This window comes from Shewanella profunda (assembly GCF_023283765.1).
GTDB classification, from domain to species: Bacteria; Pseudomonadota; Gammaproteobacteria; order Enterobacterales; family Shewanellaceae; genus Shewanella; species Shewanella profunda.
Map to the genome: position 1 here is coordinate 15,377 of NZ_JAKILG010000019.1, position 21,581 is coordinate 36,957.

At 40.9% G+C, this 21,581-nt stretch carries 16 protein-coding genes and 2 pseudogenes; 12 read left to right on the forward strand and 6 right to left on the reverse strand.

Going from position 1 to position 21,581, the window contains the following annotated elements; genetic code table 11:
- Positions 1-55 precede the first annotated feature (55 nt).
- The 8 genes and pseudogenes from L2744_RS11060 (at position 56) to L2744_RS11095 (ending at position 8,987) form a co-directional block, all read left to right on the forward strand.
- A complete protein-coding gene (locus L2744_RS11060) occupies positions 56-1,165 on the forward strand; it encodes an O-antigen ligase family protein (RefSeq protein ID WP_248991959.1) in 1,110 nt (369 codons plus the stop codon).
- Positions 1,166-1,739: 574 nt separating this feature from the next.
- Positions 1,740-2,795 (forward strand): DUF1972 domain-containing protein, encoded by a 1,056-nt coding sequence (locus tag L2744_RS11065; protein WP_248991960.1) that lies wholly within the window; start codon positions 1,740-1,742, stop codon positions 2,793-2,795.
- A gap of 132 nt (positions 2,796-2,927) precedes the next feature.
- Entirely contained in the window at positions 2,928-4,094 is a 1,167-nt protein-coding gene (locus tag L2744_RS11070; protein ID WP_248991961.1) for a nucleotide sugar dehydrogenase, read from the forward strand.
- Between the two features lie 278 nt (positions 4,095-4,372).
- Positions 4,373-5,446 carry a UDP-N-acetylglucosamine--undecaprenyl-phosphate N-acetylglucosaminephosphotransferase gene (wecA, locus tag L2744_RS11075; protein WP_248991992.1) on the forward strand — a complete coding sequence of 358 codons (1,074 nt, stop codon included), beginning with the start codon at positions 4,373-4,375 and terminating at the stop codon, positions 5,444-5,446.
- A 143-nt stretch (positions 5,447-5,589) separates the two neighbouring features.
- Positions 5,590-6,633, forward strand: a complete 1,044-nt coding sequence (gene wecA, locus L2744_RS11080; RefSeq protein ID WP_248991962.1) for a UDP-N-acetylglucosamine--undecaprenyl-phosphate N-acetylglucosaminephosphotransferase — start codon at positions 5,590-5,592, stop codon at positions 6,631-6,633.
- Between the two features lie 145 nt (positions 6,634-6,778).
- Positions 6,779-7,789 carry an NAD-dependent epimerase gene (locus L2744_RS11085; RefSeq protein ID WP_248991963.1) on the forward strand — a complete coding sequence of 337 codons (1,011 nt, stop codon included), beginning with the start codon at positions 6,779-6,781 and terminating at the stop codon, positions 7,787-7,789.
- Positions 7,788-8,168 (forward strand): annotated as a pseudogene (locus L2744_RS11090) (GDP-mannose 4,6-dehydratase); the annotation flags it as partial. The gene L2744_RS11085 and the pseudogene L2744_RS11090, both read left to right, overlap by 2 nt.
- A 510-nt stretch (positions 8,169-8,678) precedes the next feature.
- A complete protein-coding gene (locus L2744_RS11095) occupies positions 8,679-8,987 on the forward strand; it encodes a GIY-YIG nuclease family protein (protein ID WP_011788817.1) in 309 nt (102 codons plus the stop codon).
- A 517-nt stretch (positions 8,988-9,504) separates the two neighbouring features.
- Here the strand turns inward: L2744_RS11095 and L2744_RS11100 are convergent.
- Positions 9,505-9,951 carry a copper resistance protein NlpE gene (locus tag L2744_RS11100; protein WP_248991964.1) on the reverse strand — a complete coding sequence of 149 codons (447 nt, stop codon included), beginning with the start codon at positions 9,949-9,951 and terminating at the stop codon, positions 9,505-9,507.
- Positions 9,952-10,221: 270 nt separating this feature from the next.
- On the opposite strand from L2744_RS11100, the gene L2744_RS11105 reads away from it, so the two are divergent.
- The 4 genes and pseudogenes from L2744_RS11105 (at position 10,222) to rfbC (ending at position 15,047) form a co-directional block, all read left to right on the forward strand.
- Positions 10,222-10,437: a hypothetical protein gene (locus tag L2744_RS11105; protein WP_248991965.1), complete on the forward strand. Its 216-nt coding sequence runs from the start codon at positions 10,222-10,224 to the stop codon at positions 10,435-10,437.
- Entirely contained in the window at positions 10,434-11,795 is a 1,362-nt protein-coding gene (locus L2744_RS11110; protein WP_248991966.1) for a sensor histidine kinase, read from the forward strand. The genes L2744_RS11105 and L2744_RS11110 overlap by 4 nt, the downstream gene beginning before the upstream one ends.
- 2,420 nt (positions 11,796-14,215) lie before the next feature.
- Positions 14,216-14,428 (forward strand): annotated as a pseudogene (locus tag L2744_RS21650) (sugar phosphate nucleotidyltransferase); the annotation flags it as partial.
- A gap of 82 nt (positions 14,429-14,510) precedes the next feature.
- A complete protein-coding gene (gene rfbC, locus L2744_RS11115; protein ID WP_248991967.1) occupies positions 14,511-15,047 on the forward strand; it encodes a dTDP-4-dehydrorhamnose 3,5-epimerase in 537 nt (178 codons plus the stop codon).
- Positions 15,048-15,570: 523 nt separating this feature from the next.
- Here rfbC and L2744_RS11120 read toward each other — a convergent pair.
- The 5 genes from L2744_RS11120 to L2744_RS11140 all read right to left on the reverse strand — a co-directional run bounded on the left by L2744_RS11120 (position 15,571) and on the right by L2744_RS11140 (position 21,254).
- Complete coding sequence (locus tag L2744_RS11120; RefSeq protein WP_248991968.1) at positions 15,571-17,955, reverse strand: YjbH domain-containing protein; 2,385 nt, start codon at positions 17,953-17,955, stop codon at positions 15,571-15,573.
- Positions 17,955-18,740, reverse strand: a complete 786-nt coding sequence (locus L2744_RS11125) for a capsule biosynthesis GfcC family protein (protein ID WP_248991969.1) — start codon at positions 18,738-18,740, stop codon at positions 17,955-17,957. The genes L2744_RS11120 and L2744_RS11125 overlap by 1 nt, the downstream gene beginning before the upstream one ends.
- Before the next feature lie 10 nt (positions 18,741-18,750).
- The gene (locus L2744_RS11130; protein ID WP_248991970.1) at positions 18,751-19,461 is read right to left on the reverse strand and encodes a YjbF family lipoprotein; all 711 of its coding nucleotides are present in this window, start codon (positions 19,459-19,461) and stop codon (positions 18,751-18,753) included.
- 147 nt (positions 19,462-19,608) lie between these two features.
- A complete protein-coding gene (locus L2744_RS11135) occupies positions 19,609-19,848 on the reverse strand; it encodes a hypothetical protein (RefSeq protein ID WP_248991971.1) in 240 nt (79 codons plus the stop codon).
- A 281-nt stretch (positions 19,849-20,129) separates the two neighbouring features.
- Positions 20,130-21,254, reverse strand: a complete 1,125-nt coding sequence (locus L2744_RS11140; protein WP_248991972.1) for a patatin-like phospholipase family protein — start codon at positions 21,252-21,254, stop codon at positions 20,130-20,132.
- Positions 21,255-21,581 lie beyond the last annotated feature (327 nt).

Consider the following 21,581-nt stretch of genomic DNA (forward strand, 5'->3'; position numbering starts at 1 on the left):
TATATTTTACATTTTTGTTTTCAGTATGGTATCGATACCTTTAGGTTCTGGTACTATGATAAAAAACTTTTTACTTATGTTGGTATTTATTTATTTATTTGTAAGCTTTTTATATTTAAAGTCTGCTTTATATTTGTCAAAGTATTACCTAGTTTTAGTGTTGGCTGTATTGATTTTGATTTTTTTTACATACTTTAACACCGTAGTATTTTCACAAAATGACGGAGGTGGTTTCGTTGTTTTAAAGAGTATTTTAACAATGGTGCTAATTGTATCTATAGGTCTTATATTACTTAAAAGTAATTTGATATGTTACAAATCATTGATTAATTCAGTAGTTTTAGGTTTGTCTTTGTATGCGATTGTTAAATTTGCTTTGGTGTTTTTGGTTTTTGTTAATGTTATTGATGTAAGGTTTATAACTTTGATTTCAAGTGATATGAAACCTTTGGGTGAAATAGGTATTTCCGGTTTTTTTAGATTTGTTAGTGCAAATGATTTTTTATTCCCTTTCATTTATTTTTTAATTGAAAAAAGTGATTATAATAATAAATACATAAAAGGGATTTTTTTATTGGATATTGCTTTATCATTTACTAGATACGCATGGCTGGTCTTTTCTATATTATTTATCTTTAGAGCCGTCGTCATTAGAAAGTCTTACTTAAAACTTATAATGTCATCTTTTCTAATTATTTTTTCTTTATTTTATCTGAATGCAACCACTTCTTTTAAAATTATTGATTCAATCGAGCACAGACTTTTCGTTGAAGGGGCTGGATCTTCTAATGAAAAGTATCTCCAATTCCATATACTTGGTAAAGAAATTTCTACTTATCCTATTTTAGGTAAAGGTGCAGGTACTTATATAGAAGATTACATTAGAAACAGTAGGCTCAAGTTTGGTTATGAAGTAATGTGGTTCTCTTATGCATATCAATTTGGTTTACCAATTTTATTCTTTCTAATTTCATTTATGTTTCTTCCTATTCTATGTTACATCTTATCAAATCATAGTGGACGTACTAGATATTTGCATTTTATATCTTTTATCTTATTCTGTTTGAGTGGATTCACTAACCCCGTAATGGTCAGCTCTTTAGCTTCAATTTTGTTTTTAACTTATTACGGCTTAAAGTATGATAATAACCGAAGCTATGCTTGATTACTGGGTTTAGAGATATGAAATCATTGCTTTTAATCTCAATAGTTGCATCCAATTGAGCAACTAGTTACTTAATATAATTTTTCTGGTGGTTGATGTGATGCTGAGATTCATTTGTAATTCAGAATGAAATTTTCTGCTTATCACAGTGCCAAATGCACAAAATTATCCATGCTTGACTAAGTTATTCCATAAAAAATTTCTCAATGATTAATGACCGTCCATGAATCTTTAGTGACTCCTGTAGCGAAACACAGATTCCAGTTGGTGTACTACTGCAGGGTAAATTAATGTTTGAGCATAATTATACTATTTAATGAAGGATAATTTGATTGTATTAATGGAACCTGATTTTCAATTTATAGCTCTACTAGTTATGTTACTTTATTAAACAGATTGCGATTTAAATTCGGCCATGCGGTTGAACTGGTAGCTACCTAAATGCTGGTTTATTTGACTCAACGGAAATGTTTTTTTAAAAAGCATTCTGCTGAGACAGAAAAATATTCACAGTTTTGTTTCCTCATTGTAGTTTTTGTAATGTTCGTATATTTATTTTATTCATGGGTTTTTAATGAAAAAAGTTGCTATTGTAGGTACTGTTGGGATCCCTGCTGTTTATGGTGGATTTGAATCATTAGTCGAGAATTTGACTCTCCATGCTAGTAATGATATTCAATATGAGGTATTTTGTTCAGCTAAATCTTATTCTAAAAAACAATATTATCATAATCGTGCAAAGTTAACTTATATCCCATTAAGCGCAAATGGAATTAATAGTATTTTTTATGATATATATTCGTTGATTTTATGTATTTTTAAAAAACCTGATGTGACTCTTGTTTTAGGTGTTTCTGGATGTTTGTTTTTACCAATTTTTAAATGTTTCTCAAAATCTAAAATTATTACCAATATAGATGGCTTAGAGTGGAAACGTGCTAAATGGAGTGTTTTCGCCAAAAAGTTCCTCAAATTTTCCGAATCTATGGCCGTTAAATATTCAGATGTTATTATCACTGATAATAAAGCGATTGGTGATTATGTTGATATAGAATATTCCAAATTAAACTTGGTTATTGCGTATGGTGGTGATAATGCTATTATTGATGGTGTAAACGTAGGAAGTGAGCAAGATTACTATTTATCATTGTGTCGAATAGAACCGGAAAACAATGTTGAGATGATTTTGAAAGCCTTTGAATGTACAGATAAAAAACTAAAGTTTATTGGTAATTGGAGTTCTAGCGAATTTGGAAAAAAGCTGAAGATTTTATTTTCAGATAATTCTAATATAGAGCTTATTGATCCTATTTACGATCTTAATAATTTATTTAAGTTAAGAAGTGAGTGTAAGGGCTACATTCACGGTCATTCCGCCGGTGGAACAAATCCTTCTTTAGTCGAAGCTATGCATTTCGAAAAGCCCATTTTTGCCTTTGATTGTAATTTTAATCGGTATACTACAGAAGATAGTGCAATTTATTTTTCGTCATCCGAAGATTTAGAAAAAAAATTATCTATTTTTAGTGTAGAAAACTTATCCTTTACATCTGCAAGAATGAAAGACATTGCTAATAATCGATATACTTGGCGTGTAATAAATAAAATGTATGAATCAACTTACACTTAAAAAATTCAGTATTCATATTTATTATTCGCTGGGTGTTCAATTAAAATATACTTACTCGCATTGTCTAAATGAATGTTTATGGCTATCTTTCATATTTTTCAACGTGATTTGTTTAATTATTAAAAGGTTAAAATGAAAATTGCTATTGCTGGTACAGGTTATGTAGGTTTATCTAATGCAGTGCTTTTAGCACAGCACCATCAAGTTATCGCTGTTGATGTTATCTCTGCTAAGGTAGCGTTAATCAATAATCGTAAGTCACCGATTGTTGATAGTGAAATTGAAGAGTTTTTGGCGCATCGTGATCTTAATTTAACTGCTACTTTAGATAAACAACTTGCGTATCAAGATGCTGAGTTTGTGATCATTGCCACCCCTACGGATTACGATCCTAAAACTAATTACTTTAATACTTCCTCTGTAGAATCTGTTATCCAAGATGTATTGGCGATAAACCCTAATGCTGTAATGGTGATTAAATCAACAGTGCCGGTGGGTTTTACGGCTAAGATTAAGCAAAAGTTTAATTGCGAGAATATACTCTTCTCGCCTGAGTTTTTGCGTGAAGGTAAAGCGCTTTATGATAACTTGCATCCATCACGGATTATTGTTGGGGAACGCAGTGAACGAGCTAAAGTCTTTGCCGATTTATTAGTACAAGGGGCCATAAAAAAAGATATTCAAGTATTATTTACTGACTCGACTGAAGCTGAAGCAGTAAAATTATTCTCGAATACCTATCTGGCTATGCGTGTTGCTTATTTTAATGAGCTAGATACCTATGCTGAAACCCATGGCTTAGATTCGAGGCAGATTATTGAAGGGGTATGTTTAGATCCGCGTATTGGCAATCATTACAATAACCCTTCTTTTGGTTATGGCGGCTACTGTTTACCCAAAGATACAAAGCAGTTACGGGCCAATTATGCCGATGTGCCTAATAGTATTATTGGTGCGATTGTGGATTCAAATACTACCCGTAAGGATTTTATCGCTGAGTCTATTTTAAGTCGCGATCCTAAAGTGGTGGGTATTTATCGCCTTATTATGAAATCGGGTTCTGATAACTTTCGTGCTTCGAGTATTCAAGGGATCATGAAGCGCTTAAAGGCTAAGGGCATTGAGGTTATCGTTTATGAGCCTGTGTTAAAAGAGGCCGAATTTTACCACTCCCGCGTGGTGACAGATCTTAGCGAGTTTAAAGCCAAGGCTGATGTGATCGTCTCAAATCGCATGGCAAAGGAACTGGCTGATGTCGCTGATAAGGTGTATACCCGCGATTTGTTTGGAAGTGACTGAATGTCAGTGGTAAATGGTGAGTTGTGAGTATTCTTCTTCGCGATATCTTAGTTTTAGTCGCCATGAGTTTAGAGTTGTAAAAGCTGGATCCCCGCGTTCGCGAGGATGACGGCGGTTGAGTTCGCGGAGGATGATGGCGATAGAATCAGGACGGCCTTCGGCCTGCTAGAACGCCCTTGCATGGCTACTAGAGCGCAGAAAATAGCACCGCTTCTAGGGTCTAGAAGGGCGAAGCCGCTCTGCATTTTCCTTTTCTGCATATTTTTTAAGTGGTTTTTATGTCAGCAAACATCGCAGTCTTATTTGTGTTTTTTGTCTCTTTTATCAGTTTGTTTGTGTTTCGCAAGATCGCCCAAAGAATAGGGCTAGTTGATAAACCTAATGAGCGCAAACATCATACTGGTCAGATCCCTTTAGTTGGGGGGATCTCGGTTTTTTTTACCATGATGCTGATCTTGTACCTGAATTCTGCATTATTGCTGGCACCAAAACTGTATGTTGGCTGTGCTCTTATACTCGTTATTATCGGTGCAATTGATGACCGCTATGATATTAGTTTCAAGTTGAGGCTTGTTATCCAAGCGGCAGTTTCAATTGTGATGATTGTCCTTGGTGAACGGAGTTTGCATAATCTTGGCTATCTAATGGGTAGCGATGCGATACGTATTCCTGAAGTTGCCAGTTACTTTTTAACCGTTGTTGCTGTAATCGGTGCAATCAATGCCTTTAATATGGTTGATGGTATTGATGGTTTACTTGGTGGTTTAGCGTCAGTCACCTTTGGTGGTTTGGGTATTTTATTTTATTTGCATGGTATGCATAGTTTTGCGACTTTCTGTGGACTGCTTGTGACCGCAATGCTGCCTTATATTATGTTGAATTTAGGGTTTCCATTCGGTAAACGTTTTAAAGTGTTTATGGGGGATGCGGGCAGTATTTTCATTGGCTTTACCGTGATATGGCTGCTAATTGTAGCTAGTCAAGGCGAACGTGCTACTGCAATTCGGCCAGTTACCGCACTTTGGTTAATTGCTCTGCCCCTTATGGATATGGTGTGCATCATGATACGCCGCATTCGCAAAGGACAATCGCCTTTTAAGCCAGATCGAGAGCATTTACATCATATTTGTCAACGTTTGGGCATGTCATCCCATGTATCACTATTGGTTATTTGTACTGCAGCTGCATTGATGGCTTTAGTCGGTATTTGGTCAGACTTAGCTAAAGTAGATGAAAATATTATGTTTTTAGCATTTTTAGCAACTTTTGCTTTGTATTTTACTGTCATGAATAATATTTGGCGCATTACTGCGTTTTTGCGTAGAGATTTTAATTTTACGAAGCCAATTTAAAAACTTAGGTCGCTGCATAAATTTCTGTGCATTATGGGTTATCGCGCAAAGGTTCGAGTGCTATAATTCGCTGTCATACTTTTGAAATAGTATGTTTTTAAAGTCATTTGAAAATTCTGTATTTGGCTTAAGGAAGAGAGTTTATGGAATACCTCATACCACTGATTACTGTTTTTTGTCTAACATGTATTACTATTAAAGTGTTAAATCCAATTGCACTACGTATGGGATTGGTCGATTTGCCTAATGAGCGTAAGTTGCATGTCGGTGCTATCCCATTGATTGGTGGTGTTTCTATCTACTGTAGTGTCTTGCTAGTTTCGAGCATTGTGATAGAACAAAGCCAAGTTTTTAACCTGTATCTTATATCTGCTGCGTTAATCCTTTTTCTTGGTGTACTTGACGATAAGTATGATCTTTCAGTAAGGGTTCGGATGGCTGCGCAGGTTATCACCGCTTCTATACTGATCTTTGGGGCTGGTCTGTATTTAACCTCATTTGGTGATATTTTGTACTTTTTTGAGTTCAAGCTTAGTTATGTAGGCATCTTTGTCACTGTATTAGCGGTTATTGGCGCTATTAACGCTTTTAATATGGTAGACGGAATTGACGGTTTAGCGGGCATGTTGAGCTTGGTGACTTTTTCAGCTTTAGCCTTTTTATTTTACTGGGCGGGAAACAACTGGTTTATGCTGCCTTTATTGTTTATCGGAGCGATTATTGGTTACTTATTATTTAATTTAAAATGGCCATTTCGATCATTTGACAAAATTTTTATGGGTGATGCCGGTAGTATGTTAATAGGACTAACCGTTGTTTGGATGTTAGTGATTGGTACTCAAGCTCAGACGAGTGTATTTAGTCCAGTTACCGCGTTATATTTAATCGCCATTCCATTAATGGATATGACCGCCATTATGTATAGGCGAGTAAAAAAAGGTATGTCCCCTTTTAAGCCCGATAGAGATCATTTGCACCATATCTTCGAACGAGCAGGCTACAATCGTAAACAAACATTAATTAGAATTACGTTTGCTTCACTTTTACTTGCCGCTACTGGTGTCGCTGCCGAAATTTCGCATATTCCTGAATGGATTATGTTTGTTACATTTTTAGCTATTTTTGCCTGCTATAACTGGGCATTGTCAAACGTATGGCAGATCTTGACTTGGGTTCGCAAGGATTGATTATTTAGTTGTTGAAGGTTTTGCCATGCCAATTCATTTGAATTGGCATTTTTGTTTTTATTTGCGGTAGGGCGTACACAAGCTAAAGATTCCTACATTAGCGGTGTTTGCTACTTTAAGTTTTTGGGTTGGAGGGGAATTTAAAATGAAGTATTTAGTGACGGGTGCCGCAGGCTTTATTGGTGCAAAGGTATGTGAAAGGTTGTTAGCTTGTGGTCATACTGTTATTGGTATCGACAATTTAAATGACTATTATGATGTATCACTTAAATTAGCTAGATTAGCACTTATCGATAATCATACTTCATTTACATTTATTAAGTTGGATATAGCAGATCGTGACGCAGTGGCCCGCTTATTTACTGATGAGAATTTTGATCGTGTAATACATTTAGCTGCGCAGGCAGGGGTTCGTTATTCAATCGAAAATCCAATGGCCTATGCGGATAGTAACTTAGTTGGTCACCTTAATATTTTAGAGGGGTGTCGACACGATAAAGTACAGCATTTGATTTATGCATCGTCCAGCTCTGTTTACGGACTGAATGAAAAAACGCCATTTTCTACCGCTGATTCTGTTGATCATCCCGTTTCGTTATACGCGGCGACTAAAAAGTCTAATGAGTTAATGGCTCATAGTTATTCGCACTTGTACGATATGCCTACCACTGGCTTGCGGTTTTTTACTGTATATGGCCCTTGGGGACGACCCGATATGGCACCATTTATTTTCACCAAGAAAATACTAGAAGGTCAGCCAATCGATATTAATAATAACGGTGATATGTGGCGCGATTTCACCCATGTTGAGGATATTGTTGAAGGTGTAATACGTATTGCGGATGTGGTGCCTATGCGCAACACGAGCTGGAAAGTTGAAACTGGAACGCCTGCCAGCAGTTCAGCTCCTTATAAAGTTTATAATATTGGCCATGGTAGCCCGATTAACTTGATGGAGTTTATTCAAGAGATTGAAAGGGCGTTAGGTATCGCAGCCATTAAAAACTTTAGGGAAATGCAGGCTGGTGATGTGTATAAAACCTATGCAGATACCGAGGATTTATTCGAGGCTACCGGCTACAAGGCTAAAGTTAGTGTTAGGGAAGGCGTGCAAAGCGTGGTTGATTGGTATCGTAGTTTCTATAAAGTAAGTTAACGGTCTTTTGGTTAATTGCAACCTTTATTTGGATGATCATGTTCGAGCGTTGTTTTTAGTCGCAACTCAGGGGCGACTAGGGCAGACCTATAATATTGGTGGTTCGAATGAGCGCAGTAATATTGAGGTAGTACAGAAAATTTGTGATTTATTGGAGGAGTTAGCGCCTACTCATCCCCATGCATTTGCTGTAAATGGGATTGGTTTTCGAGGTTTAATACAGCATGTTGAAGATCGTCCCGGCCATGATGTTCGTTATGCAATTGATGCCAGTAAACTTGAGCATGAACTTGGGTGGCAACCGTATGAGTCTTTTGAGTCTGGCCTAAGAAAAACCGTTAAATGGATAGTTGAACAGAGCGATGAAGTACGCTCGTAAGCTGGCGGCTAAATGGCTTTGTTGAAAGCTAAGAGAAGCATTCTCAAATTTTATAGCTAGGGCGTCACTTTGCTTTTTTAGAGCGCTTCGCTTGCCCTGGAGCCTAGAGCCTATAGCTTAGACTTAGAGCTTAGAGCTTAGAGCTTAGAGCTTAGAGCTTAGACTTAGAGCTTAGAGCTTAGACTTAGAGCTTAGACTTAGAGCTTAGACTTAGAGCTTAGACTTAGAGCTTAGAGCTTAGACTTAGAGCTTAGAGCTTAGAGCTTAGACTTAGGAACACTACAGTACTGTACTGCTACGGATCTGAATTTGTACTGTTTCATTATAGCAAGGGGTGAACTTAACTCAGTATGTCATCTTTGCTTATTTTTTGATCTTTGTTTATTTTTTCATCTCCGCTCCTTTTGTCATTCTTGCTCCTTTTGTCATCCTCGCGCACGCGGGGATCCAGCTTTTGAGTTATTATCTAAATCACTTATAAAATGGATTGCCACTACTCAAGGATGAACTATGCAACCCTATGTTTATATTATGGCCAGTCAATTCAATGGTACTTTATATATTGGTGTAACCAGCCAGTTAGAGCAGCGAGTATGGCAGCATAAAAACGCCATTATTGATGGATTTACCCATAAATACAAAGTTGATCAGCTAGTTTATTTTGAGGCTCATGTATCCATGTACGATGCTATTTGTCGTGAGAAACAGCTAAAAAAATGGCGCCGTGAATGGAAAATTGATCTGATTAATTCACAAAACCCAAAGTGGCAAGATTTATGGTACACGGTAATAGCTGGATCCCCGCATACGCGAGGATGACGACAGAAGCGAAAATTACCTAACAGCTGGATCCCCGCGTACGCGAGGATGACGACAAAGGCGAGGATGACGACAGAAGCGAGAATTACGCCCTCTCTGTCATTCCCACGAACGTGGGAATCTACGGCAAAGTCTTTTGTTATCTGGAATATAAAGTAAGAACTTAAAAGCTGGATCCCCGCATACGCGAGGAGGACGGCGAAGACGAGGATTATGCCCTTGCTGTCATTCCCACGAAGGCGGGAATCCACGGTAAAGTCTTTATTATCTGGAATATAAAGCAAATTACCTAACAGCTGGATCCCCGCATACGCGAGGATGACGGCCAAAGTTCGGGTGTCACTGGAACCCGAACCGCTGGATCCCCGCGTACGCGAGGATGACGGCGAAACGAAAGGGTTTCCTGCATGTATTAGGATGACGGCTAAAGGTTTGTGCGGCATTAGAGTAAAAATGCCGCGTAATGTATGTGCTGTTATCAATACTGGGATTTATCGTCAATCGTGGATTGAGACTACTATTCGCTTTTCTTTTTCAACACATAATTTGCGGCTAGGTCGCCAGTTATGCGCTTACCTTCGGTGTCTAGCATGATGAGTTGGTTTTCACCAACTAAGTACTGGCTACCATCGGCCAAGGTGATTTTTTGTCCTTGAGCATCCCATACTGCGGTACCTGTCACTTTCAAAATCTTCTCATCTTTTCCTAAATAAATGGTTTTAACTTCAAAGCTATTATCGGCCTGTAGACTGATATGGGTTTCAATGCCTTCACAACTGGCACAGGGAAGTATGCCTTCGTAGTCGCCGGGCCAATCGAGTGAGTTTTGGCTAGTATCCCCAAGAGGAGTACTTGACGCGGGTTCAGTTTGGGCCGGTGCAGTGTTTGTTGGCGTAGGTGCTGGATCTGAGCATGCTGTGGTAAATAGGGCTAAAAGGGCGATACCGAAAAGTGATTTTTTCATGTTGGCTCCAACGTATGAGTTCAAACTTGGAATGTGAGCAACCATCATACTCGGCAATCTTTATCGAACCAAATCCGTCCTATTTTAATGTTACAACAATAGGTTAGTTGTGTTTTATGTTGGCTTGTTGATTTTTTATTGCTAGCCAAAGGTTGCTGACGTTAGCGTATTTATTTCATCAATTAGTCACGGTTTTATCCTTTAAAACAAATCACTTTCGAGATTGAATCTATACTAAAAGCAACTTCTTCTCGTTTGCGTGGTGCTATTGTGGCGTTATTTACAAAACGTGCAGATATTTTGGATGGCCAGTCAGTTAAACCTAAACAAGCTAGTGATAAAGAGGCTTGGCCTATTGATGCTGTGCGAGATGGCATGATTGAGCAATCTGGTAAGCAGTTTAATCCTAAATTATGTAATGCATGGCTTGGATTACTTAAGGCTTCTGCTGCTTTGCCAGCCAGTATTTTGGATGAGTCACTATGACACGCATGTTAGACAGGATCTTATTTGATGTCAGTCAGTCGCATCTGATTGATAAAGGAGATTTAACAGAGGCCTCGGAGTTAATTGTATCTTCTGTTTGTAAGGGGTTGGATGTTAACCGGGCGGGTATTTGGTTATTGAGTGAAGATAGGCAAACTATATCGTGTTTTTTTCTGTTCGATAATGCCCAGTTACAGCAAACTTTAGCACTTACTCGTACACAATATCCCCGCTATTTTAGCTTGTTAGATAGTGAGCGCACGATAGTGCTTAATCTTGTGCAAATGGAGCTGGCAACCCAAGAGTTAGTCGCAAGTTATTTTATTCCTAACAATATCACCTCTATTCTAGATAGCCCGATACGACACCGTGGCAAAATGGTGGGCATTATTTGCGCTGAGCATCAAGGTGAGCCGCGCGAATGGACACGGGATGAAAAAGCGTTTGCTTCGAGCTTGGCAGATTTGTTTGGCCGAGCGATGAGCGCTAAGGAAATTTTAGATTATCAGCAGCAGTTAAAGGCGGTTAATGCTGATTTAGAACACCAAGTAGCACTGCGGACACAGGAGTTAGAAACCGCTTTAGCTAACTTAAGTGCGACGCAAAATCATTTGATTGAAAACGAGAAAATGGCGGCATTGGGCAGTTTAGTCGCGGGAGTTGCCCACGAGGTTAATACACCTCTAGGGATTGCAGTCACCTCCGTGACCCATTGTTTGGATGAGCTTGCTTTACTTAAAAAGCTCTTTGAGCGTAATGAACTAGATGAAGATAAATTTTTAAATTTTATCAATACGATGCAAGATGGCTTGTCCCTTGTTGACCGTAATCTTTCACGGGCTGCGGAGTTAGTGCACAATTTTAAGCGAACCGCAGCGGATCAATCGATTTGGGAGCGAGAGCGATTTAATTTAAAAGCATATATTTTGCAGGTTTTTAGCTCGTTAAAACCGCTTATGCGTAAAAAAAATATCAGCTTAAAAATTAATATTGATGACAGTATTTATATTGATTCTTACCCTGGTGCAATTGCTCAGATTTTTACTAATTTGGTTTCTAACAGTTTTCGCCATGGTTTCCCCGATAATTTTACTGGGGAAAAACAGATAATCGTTGCTGTAGATAAAATGGACTCTAGCATCAAGATGATCTATCAGGATAATGGTGTCGGTATGTCAGATGATGTTAAAGCTAGAGTCTTTGAACCTTTTTTCACTACTGCTCGACAATCCGGGGGTACAGGTTTAGGAATGTCGATTATTAACAATCTCGTCACGCAAAAACTCAATGGCAGCATTTCGCTTATTTCCAGCCCAAATCAAGGTGTAAAAATCGAAATACAGATCCCAGAGCAGTAGGGCCGACGCTTCGTGGTTAAGCCAGATACCATTATTTCACGCAGTCGCTCGCGAGGAGGACGGCAAAGACCGGAATGACGCTCCATTATGTCATTCCCGCGAAGGCGGGAGTCAACGGTAAAGTCTTTTATTATCTGGAATATAAAACAAGAACTTAAAAGCTGGATCCCCGCGTTCGCGAGGATGACGGCAGAAGCGAGAATTACGCCCTCTCTGTCATTCCCGCGAAAGCGGGAATCCACAGTAAAGTCTTTTGTTATTTGGAGTATAAAACAAGAACTTAAAAGCTGGATCCCCGCGTGCGCGAGGATGACGGCAAAGGCGAAAATTACGCCCTCTCTGTCATTCCCGCGAAGGCGGGAATCCACAGTAAAGTCTTTTGTTATTTGAAATATAAAGCAAGAACTTAAAAGCTGGATCCCCGCGTTCGCGAGGATGACGGCGAAGACTAGGATTACGTCCTATCTGTCATTCCCACGAACGTGGGAATCCACAATAAAGTCTTTTGTTATCTGGAATATAAAGCAAGAACTTAAAAGCTGGATCCCCGCGTGCGCGAGGATGACGGTAAAGGCGAGGATGACGGCAGAAGCGAGAATTACGCCCTCTCTGTCATTCCCGCGAAGGCGGGAATCCACGGTAAAGTCTTTTATTATTTGAAATATAAAGCAAGAACTTAAAAGCTGGATCCCCGCGTTCGCGAGGATGACAGCGGAAGCGAAAAAGCACTTAAAAGACAGATCCCCCGCATCGATAACTGTTCCTGCGTTATTCTACCTTTTGCATCTGACCACCATGGAGGGGGAAATGTCATATTTTGTATGGAACAAAATTGAGCATGCAGTCGTTCGCGAGGATGACGGTAGAAGCGATAATTACGCCTTCTCTGTCATTCCCACGAAAGTGGGAATCCACGGTAAAGTCTTTTATTATTTGAAATATAAAGCAAGAACTTAAAAGCTGGATCCCCGCGTGCGCGGGGATGACGGTCCTGTTGAGAAGCCTAAGACTGATGTCAAAACTGGATCCCCGCGTGCGCGGGGATGACGGCAGAAGCGAGAATTACGCCCTCTCTGTCATTCCCGCGAAGGCGGGAATCCACAGTAAAGTCTTTTGTTATCTGGAATATAAAGCAAGAACTTAAAAGCTGGATCCCCGCGTGCGCGAGGATGACGGCAGAAGCGAGAATTACGCCCTCTCTGTCATTCCCACGAACGTGGGAATCCACAGTAAAGTCTTTTGTTATCTGGAATATAAAGCAAGAACTTAAAAGCTGGATCCCCGCGTTCGCGAGGATGACGGCAAAGGCGAAAATTACGCCCTCTCTGTCATTCCCGCGAAGGCGGGAATCTACGGTAAAGTCTTTTGTTATCTGAAATATAAAGCAAATTACCTAACAGCTGATCCCCGCGTGCGCGAGGATGACGGCCAAAGTTCGGGTGTCACTGGAACCCGAACCGCTGGATCCCCGCATACGCGAGGATGACGGCGGAAGCGAGAATTACGCCCTCTCTGTCATTCCCGCGAAGGCGGGAATCCACGGTAAAGTCTTTTATTATCTGGAATATAAAGTAAGAACTTAGAAGCTGGATCCCCCCGTGCGCGAGGATGACGGCAAAGACGAGGATTATGCCCTTGCTGTCATTCCCACGAACGTGGGAATCTACGGTAAAGTCTTTTGTTATTTGAAATATAAAGTAAGAACTTAAAAGCTGGATCCCCGCGTGCGCGGGGATGACGCGATTTAAGTTCTGAGGTTTCTTACAATCACAGGTGGATCCCCGCGTGCGCGGGGATGACGCTGGTCTTAATGGTTTGGATGGTCTTAATGGAGCTGGATCCCCGCGTGTGCGAGGATGACGGCAGAAGCGAGAATTACGCCCTCTCTGTCATTCCTGCGAAGGCGGGAATCCACGGTAAAGTCTTTTATTATCTGGAATATAAAGTAAGAACTTAGAAGCTGGATCCCCCCGTGCGCGAGGATGAAGGCAAAGATCGGAATGACGTTCCATTATGTCATTCCCGCGAAGGCGGGAGTCCACGGTAAAGTCTTTTATTATCTGGAATATAAAGCAAGAACTTAAAAGCTGGATCCCCGCGTGCGCGAGGATGACGGCGGAAGCGAAAAAACACTTAAAAGACAGATCTCCCGCATCGATAACTGCTCCTGCGTTATTCTACCTTCTGCATCTGACCACCATGGAGGGTGGAAATGTTATATTTTGTATGGAACAAAATTGACCATGCAGTCGTTCGCGAGGATGTCGAGAGTGTGGCTACGAGCAAGAGTATTGTTGATACATGTGCTGGCACAGGAGTAAGGGGGACTAAATAGTTTCAGTTTGTTTCATCCGTTTGCTCTGATTTTTTATGTTACAATTTGGGCACTTAACCATGGCTTATCAATCCTAAATATATCAATGAGAAAAGGCATTTTACTGGCAGGAACAGGTTACCGTCTTTATCCCATGACGCAGCTTGTGTGTGAACCGCTACTGCATATCTAGGATAACCTATGATTTATTACCCTCTAGTTACGCTTATGCAGGCGGGGATTCGGGATATTCCCCCAGGATTTAGTGTTATTTAATATCCTGTTAGGTGATGTGGCGCATTGGGGGATTAATCTGAAGTAGGCTGAACAATTGGCACTGCCTTTAGTTAAAAGTGGTTATGGTGAGTATTTGCTCGGATTACTGGATAGGCAGGTTTTTCATGAAGTGTATTGAAACGGAATTAGCAGAGGTTTTAGTGTTTGAGCCGCAGCGCTTTGGAGATGAGCGAGGCTTTTTTATGGAGACATTTAGGCAGTCCTATTTCGATGCGTGTTTTACTGAAAGAGGTTTTAGTCTCCCTATCTTTGTGCAAGAAAATCATAGCCGCTCGCAGCAAAATGTATTGCGTGGCTTACATTTTCAGCGCTTGCAACCGCAGGGTAAATTAGTACGGGTTTGTACTGGAAGTATTTTTGATGTGGCTGTGGATATTCGTGCAAACTCTCCTACCTATGGTCAATGGGTGGGGAGAGTGTTATCGGCGGATAATCGTTTACAAATGTGGACTCCACCAGGCTTTGCCCACGGCTTTTATGTGCTTAGTGAGTTTGCCGATGTGATTTATCGCTGTACTGACTATTATGCCCCTCAAGATGAGTATGTGCTCGGGTGGAATAATACTGATTTCTCTATAGATTGGCCGCTAATTGCCGAGCCGCTTCTATCAGATAGAGATGCAATGGCAGCAAGAACCTAGCAAGTCACACTGATATGCAACGCACAGCCCTGATTATCGGTCGTTCAATTGGCTTTTCATTTCAACTAAAGTATTACCCTGTGCAAAATTTTTTATTATCTAAAATATAAAGCAAATTACTTAAAAGCTGGATCCCCGCATCGATAACTGCTCCTGCGTTATTCTACCTTTTGCATCTGACCACCATGGAGGGTGGAAATGTCATATTTGTATGGAACAAAATTGACCATGCAGTCGTGCGCGAGGATGACGGCAAAGGCGAAAATTACGCCCTCTCTGTCATTCCCGCGAAGGCGGGAATCCACAGTAAAGTCTTTTATTATCTGGAATATAAAGTAAGAACTTAAAAGCTGGATCCCCGTGTTCGCGAGGATGACTGCTAAGGGGAGGATGGCGGTAATACTAGAATGACGATTATTAGTGGGTGATATAACAGCTCAAAATAATTGCAAGTTCCGCCTAGATAACGGTTCCTGCAATTATGTGTGTACACTGGGATAACAACTAAGTTTCTAATTGCATCCTACTTTTCGACACTCGGTTTGGTGTACCAAGGTGCACGAGCATCTGTGACATCAAACAGACTGTATTTACGGCCGAGCATTTGGCCGCCATCACGGGTCAATGGTATCCAAGATAGGAAGGCACGACTGTGAGTTGATTTAATGGTCATTAGATCAAATGGAACCGAAATATAGAAACCTTTGGTAAAGCTACCTTCACCATACTCATCCGAAGAAAGGTTCGTTTTAGTTGCAAATGCACCAACAATGACACCACTATCAAACTGTTTAGAGAAATCAACCGTTACGCCTTTATCTTCAGTGAGATACTGTCCAGCACTGACCCTGAGTAAAGTATTAGGGAACCACTCGGGTTGATAATAAACCGTGGCATGTCCAGTCACAGCACCAGTTTGTACTCGGTAGGCTCGATTTGTGAGTGGATCGAACTGATGTTCATCCTCAAAGAAACCAAACATATTGTCTGGATCCCGTTGTTTCACATAGTTAGCATCGACACCAAAGGCCCATTGACTATCAAGTGGGCGATACATGAATTCCGTTCCCACACCGCCGTACATCATCTCTAAATAACCACCATAGGCTTGGTAGGAGACATTATCGCTAAGATTATCCATCCAAGTGAGCTGTAGGTTATTTACTCTTACAGGGTTATCGTGAACATATTGACGGATCAAAGTACGAACACGTTTTAAATCAGTACCATCTGGTGGCACATCATATAAGAACTTATCGTAGTTATCGTATAAGTTGAGGTAGAGGGAACCGCCAAATTCAACGTTATCGGTAAATTTATAGTTTGCGCTGCCAGTCACCCCAATATTAAACATATAGAAGCCCTCTGAGCCTCCAAAAGATTGCACCATGGTTGGGGAAATATCAAAGCCAAGCTTGTCTAACCAATCTGTGTTTGTTTGGGTAACGAGTGTGCCCTGTGGTTCACTAGGAACTTTGACCTGGCTTGCATCGCTAACTTTGGCATTGAGGTATGCAAAATTGGCAACTGTTGCAAATTTTTCTGCATCGATACGGGTTTCAGTAATTGGCTGACTGTAGTGGGTTTCAATCAGGCGATACTCTTTGATTTGCGTGAGGGAACAGTTGTTGGCGAGTATCGTTGCCGCTCTGTGGTGCGCTTCGCTTCTATCGCGAAACTTAGTTTGTTCACCAACAACGGTAATGTTATCTGTGCCCAGATAAATTTTCGCATTATTGTAGCCGGCGATACGTTGCAGATCCTGCGCAACCTTATCCCAGTCGATCGTCTCTTTTGCCGCAGTAGATATAGTTGCAACATTAACTGAATTTGATGCACTGGCAGTGCTATCAATGCTAACAGCAGCATCAGTTTTAGCGCTGATCGTATTTGTTTCGCGATACGAAGCGGTATCTACCGTCGTTGTGCTTGATGGTGTTTCTTCGGTTTGTGCTAATTGCACTTGGGTCATAGGTGCTGCTGGGAGCGGTTTATATTTAGCCGCTGCCGGATCGCGTTTAATTTGGGTTAACTCATTGAAGTTAGTTTGCAAACTAAAGCCTAGTGTCCAAGTATTACCGCGCTCATAGCTTAAATGCAGATCTCCCCAGTTGCCAAAGCGGTACAGCAAGCCATAGTTGAACTTGCTGTCCTGGGTCATATCTATACCACCACGCACGACGGGAAAGTCAGCCTCGTAATCGTTACCATCATATTCCACTTTTACCCGCAGTGGATCCCAAGGGGTTTGGTATTCAACACCGCCAAAGAGCGCTGCACAGCCTTTAAACCAGCGCTGATAATCGATTTCGCCACCCTTACCAGTGTAGGAAGTATCTCTATCACACTCGTAATTGAGGTCCTTTTTATCCGAGGTTAAGTTACCGCTATTACCTATATAACCCCAGCCAATACCTAAGGTGAAATCCAGTGGACCGACTCTTTTAGTGGCAGCAATAAATTCACTATCAAATAATCCCGTCCCCCCAAGATCGCGTACACCGAAAGAAGTTTCGGGTAGCCAGTTACTTTCTTCAAGTAGGCGGATTTTAAAGTCTATGCCTTTATCTGTGTATTTAGTGTTACCGCTAAAACTAGGATCACTGCTGTAAAACAGATCGTGCACTAAGGTGTAGCGCACAGTGGTCTCAAACCACGGAAATAATTGTACTGAGGCACTATAGTGCTGATATTCATCGTTATAAGTGGTTGAGAAATTAAACTCGCCTTCGGCGGCCATGCGACCCGTTGGCATTTGCATTAAGCCAACACCACCAAAATCCGATTGCGAGGGTAACAGGGTTGGATAGGAAAATTCATCGGCGGACGCATGTAATAGTGGCAAGAGCGCCAGTGTAAGCGTAGATAGACGGCCTAAAGTATGGATTGAATGGCTAGACTTTTTCATTACAGAGCCCGATTCCTGAGTAATTCAATGATGTTTTCATTCAAATGGGCGTAGCCATCAAATAGACTTGAAAACTCAACAAAGAGTGTTGCACCGGGCGCGATATCCTGCGCTTGGTGATTCCAATAGGCGATAGGTTGTTTAATCGCTTTGCCATCGGGTTGAATAATCCAGACTAAGCTGGTTTGTGCATTATCGAGTAAGCCTGCTTGGGTAAGATAATCTTTGCTGCTCGCTTGGCTTTGCCACGTCATATTGCCAGTTTGAGTCACTGCGCCAAGTACCGTAATGGTCGTTGGGCGGGGTGGTAAGACGAGTTGATATTTACCATCAATAATTGCGTTATAAGACTCGGTAATACGAATAACATCAATATCTAAGGGTTGCATTACCCGCTGACCTAACTTAATACCGCGTAAAAACTGCGCTAGTTGGGCAAGCTTAGCAATATAGCGACTATCATTGGTGGCTTCTCCCATTTGAGCGAGTTGAGAGAGTATCTGTTGACGTTTAGTTTCTAATGCTGCGGTATTTTCAATATCGAGTAAGGCTGCACCTAACCAGTAAATGGGAGCAACTTCTTTGTTATTGGTTTTATTATAGAGAGGGAGTTGTTGTATGCCATCTTGCACGGCTTGCCCAATACGAATGCCCGTAGGGTAAACGATATGCAGTTGTGCCTCCTGATGAGAGGATGTCGTCACAAACAGCTGAGTTTCAGCATGGGCAGCAGTCGATAACACTGAACTTACTAGCAGCGCCAAAGATGTTAAATAGGATTTCATAGTGCCTCCACTAAGACGCAAATGGCTTGAGTAAGGTGATGTCGATAAAAGGCAGATTTGGTGCAATTTTCTGACGACTTTTTACAACATGCCCATTGTCTGATCTTAGCCAAAAATCATTTTGGTATTGGATATTTAGACCTTCAACAGATACTGCCTCGCTGTAGTGCAGTAGCTGCGTTGGGGTATCGTTGATAAGGATATTTTCTTCGGCAATAAAATTAAACTGCGAACTGGCCTTGTAGCCGTAGTGGTAACCGGGTTGCCAGTCGATGGTGCGAGTCCAGGTTTTTGGGGTGCTGCTTACATGCAAACCTAAAAGAATAGGATCAGGGTCGCGGCTTTCTACTGCGGCTAAATTACCATCAAGCAGATTATGGGTTTTGACTAGGCGACCATTGACTGTCACTAGCATGCCATTATCTGCAGATAACCATTTTAGCTCTGTGGTGTCTGGGGCAGGCCTAATATGAGAAAGGGTTGCTTTAGGCTCAGCAAAGGCTAAAACCACAAATGCCTGAGGGGTGTCACCTATCTTGGCATAAATGCTGGCATAGGGATTGGCTTTCACTTGTTCAGTCGTGAGTTTAACGTCATCTTCACCGATAAATGCTAACTTAATGGTATCGTTGAGAGCACTAATTCTTTGACTACAACCAGTAACACCCATCAACACGACGGAGACAGTTAGTAGTGACAATAGATTTTTATTTATACGCATCCGAGTTGCTTATTCTCAATAATAAATATCAAATGTAGAGAGATGTGAGTGTGATTTCAACCCATAGAATGGGTTTTATCTATCTCAAAATATGCTTTAAAAAAAACAACCGCCAATCGGCGGTTGTTTTCGCTTATCCAAGGTGGATTAGTTAGAACCAGTAGTTGAATTAGTGCTAGTACTAGTGATTGGGTTGCCATCAGAGCCGTTAGCGGCAACAACAACACCAGCAACAACAGCACCTGCTGCGATTGCACCAGCAGTCATAGTACCAACTGCACCGCCAGTAGTTGCACCACCAGTAGTAGTGCCAGTGTCAGCAGCGTTAGCCGCAACAGAACCTAACATAGTTAAAGCAGTAACAAGTGCTAATGAAGTTTTTTTCATAGTGATTCCCTTTTAGAAAAAATTAACCTAATTTTTAGCTAATCTAGTACGGCATGATAGGTGATTCAATTCAAATGATCAATGTTAAATCCTAACAAGTCTTAAAACTTTTGACTGATATTGCATCCCGCTATTACAAAATATCCCTTATTTATTAATAGGTTTGTGTCATTACGAAGAAGCATATACCGATCAAGTGAGTGCCTTCGGCTTATATTATTTTTGATGTATATAATCAAAGTCATTCCATTGGGTTGTTGGGCTCATGATGCAGTGTGTTGTTAACTCAGGCTAAAAAACGTTTTAAGCTCATTTATTTGCTCCATAGTATCTTTATAACCTAAATCGATTAATGCACTGGTATAGGATTTTTCAAACAATAAATAAGAAACAATACTCGAATCTGATTGCCTATTAATCCCAATAAAACCAAGTAGGATTCTTATTGCCCAAGGCATGTCATCATAAAATCGAGCAGCCAGTTTACTTAAGTCTTCACTCGGTTTGATTACTAAGGTTTTTATGGGTTGCAGAGTTAGTTTTTCACGGCTTTCTTCGGGGATCTGACCTAAGGTGTTATTGATCCGCTCTAATCTTTCCAGATCGCTATTGAGGGTATCCGAAAAGATAGTATCAAGCAGATGACCTGCAATGGTGGCTGTTTTGGGGTGATATTCCAATTCCATCGGAAAATGTTTATGTGGGCTATCTAAGTTAATCACTAATAGTTTTTTGGCACCTAAGTGGATCGGGCTCGACAATGGTGCAAGTTGGTGAACCGAACCATCGCCATAGTAAGCCTGATTGAGCTTAATGGATGGGAATACCATAGGAATCGCTGAGCTGGCTAATAAATGCTCAGTGTTGAGCATCATGCGTTCACCGCTACGCCTTGCCCTCGTCCAGTTGTCTATGTCCCGTGAGGCTTGGAAGAAGGTCACCGAACGGGAATTGTTATAACAAGATGTATCAACACTTAGAGCCGTGAGTGAGCCGCTGCGTATATTACGATCAATGCGTTTGAAGTCGATAAGCTCGTTGAGCAAATGTCTTAAGGGATCATTATCGAGCAAACTCCCCGCATCGGTATTCACTTTATCGTCCTGCATGCCCTTGAGTGCCATTTTGGCTAGATGACTCAATACGCCCCAAATAGAGGCTCGATAGACTTTTCGAGTTTCAAAATGGCGCCATACCCACTCAAGTTTTCTGACACCAAGGTGAAAGCATGAAGCATGTGTCGCTATGGCCGTGCCATTTATTGCCCCTGCGGATGTACCACAAATAATTTTAAAGGGAATGCCTTGATTGCGTGGATAAAGCTGGACGAGTGCTTTTAACACGCCCACTTGATATGCGGCCCGTGCACCACCGCCGCCTAGGACTAAAGCTGTAGATGTTGGCAATCTGCTGACCCTATTGATTGTTTTAATAATTTTATTAAAGCAATGCCTCTCGTTAAAAAGCAAGTCTGAACAGTTGATTTTTGGAGGATTTATGTGAATTTTTCTAAAAAGACTTTTTTATACCAGTCACACTAAATATTTAATCAGTTCAGCGTCACCCAAGCTTTTCAATTGATCGGGCATGGATGCAGAAATTGTCATTCCCTTTTAAATCAATGTAACACCCAAGTGGAATGCTTGAGTTGCTTTCATGTGATTAATTTAAAAGTGCTTTATCTTTTGCATTTCTAAGGACAATAAAAAACGCACTTAAGCTTAGCTTAAGTG